The sequence below is a fragment of the Streptomyces sp. NPDC031365 genome (assembly GCF_055569765.1).
Genome location: NZ_JBVIIM010000001.1, coordinates 105581 through 113883, shown reverse-complemented (window position 1 = coordinate 113883; position 8303 = coordinate 105581). Strand labels below are relative to the sequence as shown.

The following is an 8303-nucleotide window of genomic DNA, read 5'->3' as shown; positions in this document are numbered from 1 at the left end:
GGGTTTTGGCGCCCCGCCCCTCCCTCCCCTCCCCCCCCCCTCCCGCCCCCCCCCCCCCCCCCCCCCCCCCCCCCCCCCCCCGCCCCCCCCCCCCCCCCCCCCCCCGCGCCTCCCGGCCGGTCCGGCGCGGTGACATCGTGGTGGTCCGTTCCGCCGAGCTGGGCCGAGTGATCGTCAAACGGGTGATCGGGCTCCCCGGTGAGCATGTGGACGTCGCCGCCGACGAGGTCCGGGTGGACGGCGAGCGGCTGTCCGAGCCGTACGTCATCCGGCGGGGCGGGCGGTCCGGCGGCTTCGACGTCCCGGACGGCCATCTGCTCCTGCTCGGCGACAACCGGGCCCGGTCGAGCGACAGCCGCAGCTGGCGACAGCCCTACCTGCCGGTCAGCGCCCTGCGGGGCACCGTCCTCCTCACGCCGAGGCGACCCGTCGCAACGCCTCCGGATCGAGGACCTCGATCCGCCGGCCCGGCCCGAGGCGGATGACCCCGTCCTCCTGCAGTGCGCCGAGCCGGCGGCTCAGTGTCTCCGCGGTGGTGCCGAGGTAGGAGGCCAGCTCCCTCTTGGTGGTGGGCAGCCGGAAGTCCGCGCCACCGGCCGCGTCCGCCAGGTGCAGCAGTTGCTGGGCCAGCCGCTGCCGGACCGACTTCCCGCTGAGCGCGGACACCATCTCCTCGGCCGCGTCCAGCCTGGCCGAGACGGCGTGCAGCATCTGCACCGCCACCGCCGGGTGCTGCCCGAGCAGCCGGGTGAACCGGGCCCGGTCGATCACGCAGAGTTCGCTCGGCTGGAGCGCGACCGCGAAGTGATCGGTGATCGTGTCCGCGAGAAGCGCGGTCTCGCCGAGGAAGTCCCCCGGTGCCATCAGCCTGATCAGCTGTTCGTTTCCGGATTCGGTGAGCCGGTAGACCTTGACCAGCCCGCTGTGCACGATGAACAACCCGGTGCGGTCCCCGGGACCGTACACGCGCTCGTCGGGCCGGTACGAACGCGTCACCGCCGCGGACGCGACGCGGCGCTGAGCGGCCTCGGGCAGGTCCGCGAAGAGCCGCACCGTCCGGACGATGTGCAACTGGTGCTCGTGCGCGTCGTCCACCACTGCTCTCCCCTCGTCACCCCAAGTATGGCAAGGACGATGTTTCCGGCAGGGTGGGTTCCGGCGCTGAGCGGACCGGCCGTCCTTCGTCCGACACCACGCGGAACGCCGCCATCACGTCCTCGGCCTGCCGGTTCTTCGCAGGTCGAGGGCTTCTCGCGGAGGCCGGCCGTCAGCTTCCCGGCCGGAACGCCGGGTGTTGCCGTCACGCCGGCGGTCGTGGGGGCGGGAACAAAGAGACGCCGACCACAGCGTATGGGGCGCGCGTGGGCGCATACTGGGGGACGATGACAAAATCTGCTGCCCCGAAGCGCCACTTGCCCACCAGCCCCTTCAAGGCCTCGGTGGCGCCGCCACCGAAGCACTTCGCCGTGGGTGACCAGGTCACTCACGACGTGTACGGCCTCGGCCGCGTGATCGCCATCGAGGACGGGATCGCCGCGCTCGTGGACTTCGGTTCCACGCAAATGCGGATCCTGAGCCCGTACTCGAAGATGACCAAGCTGTAGGACCCGTCAGGACCCGCTGTGCCCGGTCACGGCACGCCAGGCCGCCCTGTCAGGGGCCTGTACCGAAAGAGAGCCCTCTCATCGAACTGACCTCGCTGTTCTCCGCTCCGGAGGGGCAACCCCGCAGTTCCACTGCGGCTTCGCCCCCTCCGACGATCAACCCCTTCCAGTCCCCGGACTTCGGGGACGACGACACATTCGCGCCCGAGGATGCACAGGATCCCCTCCCGGGCATCCGTACGGCGCGACGCAGGGCCGCCTGAAACGGCAGCCCCGCAAGGACCCGGTCCCCGAAGCATCCGCGGGGACGAGGGCCCTCCACGTCACTCCGACTGGGCCAGCCGCGTGCCGGCCCACCCGCGGAGGATGTGTTCATCCCCGGTCACGACAGTTCCCGGTCACGGCTGCCGCCGGCCGGCCGTCATGTGTTGAGTGATCGTCCGTCTTGCGGGAGGGGAGACACCGGGCGCGGAGTTCGCCCCGTCGCTCGGTGAGTTGCAGGAACTCGGGGCGGCCGGTGAGGAAGGACAGTTCTCGCCGCTCCTGCGGGAGTTGGTCGAGGCGCTGGAAGCTCCTGTCCTCACCATCAGTGTCGAGACCACCGGCCAGGCCGGTCCCGTGCGCCATGGTGTCCTCGTCGGGCCGAACTCGGTGACGGCCCACGACCACCCACTTGGCCTTCGCCGCTCGAGGCTCAGGGGAGGCGGACGGAAGAGGATCGGGGGCGGGGCGGAGGGGGGACAGTCCTCTATTCCATGAAGTGGGACGAGACCGTCCCCTGGATGCCGGATGCCGTGATGCCGCCCGAGTGTCCGGGAAGGCGCAGGTAGTCGGTGAAGAGGTCGGCGTGACCGTCGTGGTTCGAGTCGCGCAGCCGGAGACGGTCGCCGAAGGTCGCGCCCGCCTCCAGACCACCCGGCACACCCTTGCTGGTGCGGTCGAAGAACTGCGACGTGGATCCCGTGAGCCCGGAGGCGCTGCCGCGCAGGATGTGGACGGCGCCCGCGTCGGCGTATCCGCCGAGGTCCTCTCCGGGGGCGGCGACGGCGAGGTCCGGGTAGCCGTCGCGGTTGACGTCGCCCACGGAGATCCGGGCACCGAAGCGGTCGCCGACCTCCATGCCGCCGGCGACGCCCGGGGTGTTCTGGTTGATGCGGGTGACGCTGCCGGGACCGCTGGAACCGCCGCGCCAGACGAGGACGCCGCCCTTGCCGTTGGCGTTGGGGTGTCCGAGCGCGATGTCCCCGTAGCCGTCCTTGTTGAAGTCGGCGATCCGGGCGTCGACCTCCCAGCTGGTGTCCTCACCGGTGCCCAGCCTGTACGTCGTCCCCCGCGCGAGGGTGCTTCCGCCCCGGATGAACCAGGCGCCGCTGACGGTGTGCTCGCTTCCGTCCACGGCGCCGATGACCACGAGGTCCGAGGCCGCGTCCTTGGTGACCTTCCCGGCGGCCAGGTGCTCGGCGAACATCCCGTCGTTGGTGAGCTTGGTGACCTTGCCGCTGAAGCCGGACTTGGTGAACGAGCCGACGTAGACGTGCGCGGTGTGGCCGTTGATCGTGGCCAGGTCGGGCCTGCCGTCACCGTTGAAGTCCCCGACGGCGAGGTCGAGACCCATCTGGCCGTACCTCTGAGGTGCCTTGTTCGGGACGGAGGTGGCTCCGGAGAGACCTGACGCCGACCCCCAGACGATCATGACGGCACCCTGCTCCTTGCCGGTGCCGACGTCCTCGCCGTAGACGCCGACGGCCAGGTCGGCGTATCCGTCACGGTTGAAGTCGGCACCCGCCATCACGTTGCCGAAGCCGTCGTCCCACTCGTTGACGCCGGGGATGCCCGCGCTGTTCTGCGTGATGTTCTGCCTGCGCCCGTCCGGCCCGGTGGCGGTGCCGTAGATGACGCCGACCGTTCCGGAGCCGTCGCTGCCCGCGTCGGTGACGCTCCCGCCGTACGCGTAGTCGCGGTAGCCGTCACCGTTGAAGTCGTCCGCGTACTTGGCGGGGGCGGCGACGGCCGGGGCGGCGACGGTGACGGGCACGAGGCCGCAGCCGAGGACGGCCGCGGCGAGAGTGAACGTCGTGGTTCTGCTGCGCAAGGTGTGTCCTCAGTCCAGGGCGGGAGTTCAACGCGGGCGTTCAACGCGGGCGTTCGGTGCGGGAGTTCGGTGCGGGAATTCAGTGCGGGAATTCAGTGCGGGAAGGGGCCGAACAGCGTCTTGTACGACAGCTTGAGGGTGTTCACCGTGAAGGTCTTCGAGCCCGTGCCGGTGGTGCCCGTGTTCGACCCCTTCAGCAGGTGGATCATGCCGTGACGGCTGTTGTCCAGCCAGTCGTTGGTGTCCACGAGCAGGTCGGCGCGGCCGTCCCGGGTGTAGTCGGTGAGCTTGACGCTCCAGCCGAAGTAGTCGTCGTTCTCGATGCCGCCCGCGACACCGGAGGTGTTCTGGTCGTACGCCTTGGCCCCGGTGCCGGACAGGCCCCCCGCCCGCCCCAGCAGCACGGTGACCATGCCCGCGTCGCGCTTGCCCGCCAGGTCCTCGCCGGGGGCTCCGATGGCGAGGTCGGCATAGCCGTCGCCGTTGACGTCGCCCGCCGAGACGGAGGCGCCGAAGTGGTCCCCGTCCTCCGAGCCTCCGGGCACGCCCGCCGTGTTCTGCGTGAACTTCACGGTCGCGCGCGCCGTGTTCGGGCCGGAGGGACCGCCGTAGTGGACCGTGACGTAACCCCGCTCCTCGTCCGGCTGCTCGTAGCCGCGGCCGATGGCCAGGTCGCCGTAGCCGTCCTTGTCGAAGTCGCCGACGGTGGTGATCGAACCGCCGCCGATCTGGTGGCCGAGGTCGTCGGGTACCCGTATCTGGCCCGCGGAGCGGGCGAAGCCGCCGCCTCCGCGGTGGAAGAAGGCACCCATGTCCCCGTCCCCGACGCCGAGGTCCGAGCCGAGGATGTACAGGTCCGTGGCAGCGTCCGCGGTGACACGGCCCGTGGTGAGCTGGGAGGCGCTCAGGTAGCCGTAGTCCTCGCCGAGGCGCTGCCAGCCGGCCTTTCCGCCGCTGCGGGTGAAGGGGCCCTCGAACAGGATCGCGCCGGCCCGGCTGTGGCTGATCGCCGTGAGGTCCTGGTCGCCGTCGCCGTCGAAGTCACCGGCCACGACGTCCTCACCGAACGAGTCGCCCGAGCCCGCGTACTCCGGTGCGATGGGCGAGTGGAAGACGGTGCCCGAGCCGAGCCCCTTGGACCCGCCCCAGACGACCGTGAGTCCCCCGCGCATCTGGACATCGCCCACGGCCTCGCCGGGCGACGCCACGACGAGGTCGGCGTAACCGTCACGGTCGAGGTCGGCGCTGGTCGCGGCGAAGCCCCACTGGTCGCCCTCCTCCACCGCGCCCGGTATGCCGGCCGAGTCCTGGTGGATGGTCTGGACGCGCGTGCCGGGGCCGGTCGACGTGCCGTAGACGACGGTCACCCGGCCGTCCTTGCCGTGCGTCCCGCCCAGCATGACCAGGTCGCGGTAGCCGTCACCGTTGAAGTCGTCGGCGAGCCTGGCGGGTGCGGCGGACGCCGTGGGGGCGACGAGGAGTGGCGAGCAGAGGGCCGCCGCGAGGGCCGCCGCGGCGGCGGCGACAGTGCGAGAGGAGGGCATGGTTCTCCGTTGTCCGAGAAGCGTCCTGTGGACGGACGCTTGAACTGCGATCTTGGACACCTACGAACCCTCAATGGTTGTACACCGACAACCAGATCCTTACGGCACCACGACCTGCCTGGAGGGGACCCGGAACGCCGCCGCGTCCGCTGCCCTCGGGCCTGTCCGGGTGAGCGGCTGGTTGCGTGCGTCGGTTGCCCCGGAAGGCTGTGCGCTCGTCACGGTTGCCGTCGCGTGAAGCAGGGTGGTTGACTCGCGCGCGTGCCTTCGACTCTTGGTGTGCCGCGCCCCGATCAGGCTGCCTACATGCTGCGAGCCGCTGCCGGCGACGCCGGCCGCGCGTACAAGCAGCAGCTTCTTGAGTTGCTGGACGTGCGGGCGGGGGACACCGTTCTGGATGCCGGGTGCGGACCCGGTACCGATCTGCCCGCGCTGGCGGAACGCGTCGGTGATACCGGCACTGTGATCGGCGTGGACCGGGACCAGGCGATGCTGGAGCAGGCACGGGCACGCACGGCGGACCTGCGGCGGGTGGAGCTCCGCCAAGGGGACGTTCACGCGCTTCCCGTCGAGTCGGGGACGGTGGACCGCGCCAAGATCGACCGCGTGCTGATGCATGTCGCCGAACCCTCGGACGTTCTCGCGGAACTGCATCGCGCCACCCGGCCCGGCGCACGCGTCGGGCTTGCCGAGCCCGACTGGGACACCCTGATCGTGGACTCCGAGGATCTCGACACCAGCCGGGCCTTCACCCGCTACACCACTGCTGAAGTGGTCCGGCATGCGACCATCGGCCGCGGACTCGCCCGGCTCTCCGAGCGGGCCGGCTTCCGTGCCGAGGCAGTACTCGCCACGACACCCGTCTTCCGGGACTTCGACGAGGCGGACCACACCCTCGGGCTGGGCCGCAATCTGCGGAAGGCCATCGACGAGGGCCACATCGACCGGGTCCGCGGCCGTGACTGGTTCGCCGGGCTCTCCGAGGGACTCTTCTACGCGTCGTTCACGCTGATCAGTGTGGTCTGCACGCGCTGAGTCCGCCGACCGTGACGACGTCGCGTCCTGTGGTTGGCGGACGGTTCACCCCCGCCGGGCAGGCGCGGAGGCGGACGTACAGACGTGCGTCGCGGGCCGGTTGTCACGGGGGATGTCATGAAGGGACCGCGAAGGGTCGCACTCGCCGCGTCGGCCTACGATCGTCGGTCATGGACTGGGTCGAGCGCACAGCCGAGTTGCGGCAGTGGAGCCGAGGCGGTGTGCGGGCTCCGCACAAGCCGCTGTTGCTGCTCTACGCGCTCGGGCGGTTCCAGGGGGACGGCGACGGGGAGTTGCGCTACAGCACCGTGGAGGGGGATCTGCGGCGATTGCTGGCCGAGTACGGGCCGGGGAACCGGACGTCGCCCGCCTACCCGTTCCATCACCTGGTCAGTGACGGGGTGTGGGAGGTGCGCACCGACCGCGGGTCCGGCAGCCCGGGCACCGGTGTGCGGGAACTTCGAGCGAGCAACGCCGCCGGGCGGCTCACACCGGAGTTGCGGGCCGCGTTGCGGCGGGAGCCGTCGCTGCTCGGGCGTATGGTCCAGGCCCTGCTCGACGCGAACTTCCCGCCCTCGCTGCACGGCGAACTGTGCGAGGCCGTCGGCCTGGAACCGGAGTCCGTGGAGGTCACCCGCCGCACGGCCGCACGGCGGCGACGGGACGGCCGGATGCGGGAACGGGTCCTGACGGCGTACGAGTACCGATGCGCCTTCTGCGGCTACGACGGCCGGATCGACCACGTGACCGTCGGTCTGGAGGCGGCACATGTGCGCTGGTGGGCCTTCGACGGACCGGACGACGTCGACAACGGGCTGTGCCTGTGCTCCCTGCACCACAAGCTCTTCGACAAGGGCGTCCTCGGGGTCGGCGACGGCCACCGCATCCTGGTCTCGCAGAGCTTCGCAGGACACAGCCCGACGGCCCGCGCCCAGGTCACCGACCTCTCGGGCCGCCCGCTCATCGGCCCGCAACCGGGCACCGCCCCCATAGCGGCCGCCCACCGCACCTGGCACACCGCCCAGGTCTTCCGCGGTGAACCCCGGCCCGCCCACCCCGCCGTGTGATCAACTGGGCCGGGTGGAGAGCATCATCGCCAGTGCTATAGCCGTCCTGGGCACGCTTCTCGGTTCCGGGCTCACCCTGGCGTTCCAGCAGCGGACCACGGACCGGAGCCACCGGTTCACCCGGAGCGAGAAGCTCCGGCAGGAGCGGCTCGACGCCTGGTCCGCCTATGCCGGGACGCTGATCAACCTCCGCCGCTTCCTGGTACACCTCTGGTTCTGCGAGAACGAACAGCCACCGCCCGAGGATCCGGGCGAGGTGCGGATCCGGGCCTACGAGCAGCGCTCCCAGGCTCAGGAGGCCCTGTTCCGCGTGCAGATGCTGACCGACGACGCGGACCTGAGCCGGGCAGCGGAGGAACTGCTCACCGACATCGCCGGGTTGGCCCAGGCGGAGGACAGGGCCACCCTCGACGAGGGCAGGGTGCGCACCCGTGAAGGCATCAACCGGCTGGTCTCGGGTGCCAAGCGGCACTTGTGAGGGGTCGGAGGGGCGGACACGGGCGACGCCTCACGGATGCATGCGCGCCCCTTTCAGGGTCTTGTCGACCGCGTTCCGCGGGCCGTGCACGGCCAGGCCGACCAGGTCCAGGTCCGTCGTACCGACGGCTCGTACCGCCGCGCGGTTGGCCTCGTCGTGGCCGGTCGAGAAGAGGTCGGAGGTGAACACCGCGCGGGGCAGGGCCCGGGTCAGGGCGCGGGCGTGCGCCGTCTTCAGGAGTTCCTTCGTGCCCTGGAAGACCAGGACGGGCTGGCGGAACATCGGCAGGTACGGCACGGCGTCCGCATCCTCGTACGGGTCCCCGATCACCTCGGGGACCCGGGTACCCAGGCCGCTGACCAGGAACGCGGTGACGTTGAGGCGCTGCCAGGGCTCCAGGTCCTCGCGCAGCAGGATGGCGATCTTCGTGTCGAAGCGGGTGCTGGTGGTCATGGGGTGAGACTGCCGGTCCGGCCGCGTCGG

10 protein-coding genes are annotated in these 8303 nt (G+C 71.0%); 5 read left to right on the top strand and 5 right to left on the bottom strand.

The window, feature by feature from the left end; all coding sequences use genetic code 11:
• Nucleotides 1-5 precede the first annotated feature (5 nt).
• The gene (lepB, locus tag ACZ5C2_RS00600) at nt 6-485 is read left to right on the top strand and encodes a signal peptidase I (RefSeq protein ID WP_468785744.1); all 480 of its coding nucleotides are present in this window, start codon (nt 6-8) and stop codon (nt 483-485) included.
• Here the strand turns inward: lepB and ACZ5C2_RS00595 are convergent.
• Entirely contained in the window at nt 412-1095 is a 684-nt protein-coding gene (locus tag ACZ5C2_RS00595; protein WP_468785014.1) for a Crp/Fnr family transcriptional regulator, read from the bottom strand. The genes lepB and ACZ5C2_RS00595 overlap by 74 nt on opposite strands.
• 287 nt (nt 1096-1382) lie before the next feature.
• Here ACZ5C2_RS00595 and ACZ5C2_RS00590 point away from each other — a divergent pair, with 287 nt between their 5' ends.
• Nucleotides 1383-1604, top strand: a complete 222-nt coding sequence (locus tag ACZ5C2_RS00590; RefSeq protein ID WP_468785012.1) for a hypothetical protein — start codon at nt 1383-1385, stop codon at nt 1602-1604.
• A gap of 372 nt (nt 1605-1976) precedes the next feature.
• On the opposite strand, the gene ACZ5C2_RS00585 is transcribed toward ACZ5C2_RS00590, so the two are convergent.
• The 3 genes from ACZ5C2_RS00585 to ACZ5C2_RS00575 form a co-directional block, all read right to left on the bottom strand.
• On the bottom strand, nt 1977-2231 hold the full coding sequence (locus tag ACZ5C2_RS00585; protein ID WP_468785010.1) for a hypothetical protein: 255 nt from the start codon (nt 2229-2231) through the stop codon (nt 1977-1979).
• Between the two features lie 121 nt (nt 2232-2352).
• Nucleotides 2353-3696 (bottom strand): FG-GAP-like repeat-containing protein, encoded by a 1344-nt coding sequence (locus ACZ5C2_RS00580; RefSeq protein WP_468785008.1) that lies wholly within the window; start codon nt 3694-3696, stop codon nt 2353-2355.
• A 92-nt stretch (nt 3697-3788) separates the two neighbouring features.
• Complete coding sequence (locus ACZ5C2_RS00575) at nt 3789-5240, bottom strand: FG-GAP-like repeat-containing protein (RefSeq protein WP_468785006.1); 1452 nt, start codon at nt 5238-5240, stop codon at nt 3789-3791.
• A 306-nt stretch (nt 5241-5546) separates the two neighbouring features.
• Between ACZ5C2_RS00575 and ACZ5C2_RS00570 the strand changes: the two genes are divergently transcribed.
• From ACZ5C2_RS00570 to ACZ5C2_RS00560, 3 genes are all read left to right on the top strand, one after another.
• Nucleotides 5547-6275 (top strand): methyltransferase domain-containing protein, encoded by a 729-nt coding sequence (locus tag ACZ5C2_RS00570; RefSeq protein WP_468785004.1) that lies wholly within the window; start codon nt 5547-5549, stop codon nt 6273-6275.
• 170 nt (nt 6276-6445) lie between these two features.
• Nucleotides 6446-7342 (top strand): phosphorothioated DNA-binding restriction endonuclease, encoded by an 897-nt coding sequence (locus ACZ5C2_RS00565; protein WP_468785002.1) that lies wholly within the window; start codon nt 6446-6448, stop codon nt 7340-7342.
• Nucleotides 7343-7355: 13 nt separating this feature from the next.
• Nucleotides 7356-7820, top strand: coding sequence for a hypothetical protein (locus ACZ5C2_RS00560; RefSeq protein WP_468785000.1), 465 nt, complete (start codon nt 7356-7358; stop codon nt 7818-7820).
• Between the two features lie 30 nt (nt 7821-7850).
• On the opposite strand, the gene ACZ5C2_RS00555 is transcribed toward ACZ5C2_RS00560, so the two are convergent.
• Nucleotides 7851-8273, bottom strand: a complete 423-nt coding sequence (locus tag ACZ5C2_RS00555; RefSeq protein ID WP_468784998.1) for a DUF2000 family protein — start codon at nt 8271-8273, stop codon at nt 7851-7853.
• Nucleotides 8274-8303 lie beyond the last annotated feature (30 nt).

Bases quoted from the DNA above. Each gene is read 5' to 3' on its own strand.
- ACZ5C2_RS00575 (WP_468785006.1), bottom strand. From the start codon at position 5,240: ATGCCCTCCTCTCGCACTGTCGCCGCCGCCGCGGCGGCCCTCGCGGCG.
- ACZ5C2_RS00565 (WP_468785002.1), top strand. From the start codon at position 6,446: ATGGACTGGGTCGAGCGCACAGCCGAGTTGCGGCAGTGGAGCCGAGGC.
- ACZ5C2_RS00570 (WP_468785004.1), top strand. From the start codon at position 5,547: ATGCTGCGAGCCGCTGCCGGCGACGCCGGCCGCGCGTACAAGCAGCAG.
- ACZ5C2_RS00590 (WP_468785012.1), top strand. From the start codon at position 1,383: ATGACAAAATCTGCTGCCCCGAAGCGCCACTTGCCCACCAGCCCCTTC.
- ACZ5C2_RS00585 (WP_468785010.1), bottom strand. From the start codon at position 2,231: ATGGCGCACGGGACCGGCCTGGCCGGTGGTCTCGACACTGATGGTGAG.
- ACZ5C2_RS00555 (WP_468784998.1), bottom strand. From the start codon at position 8,273: ATGACCACCAGCACCCGCTTCGACACGAAGATCGCCATCCTGCTGCGC.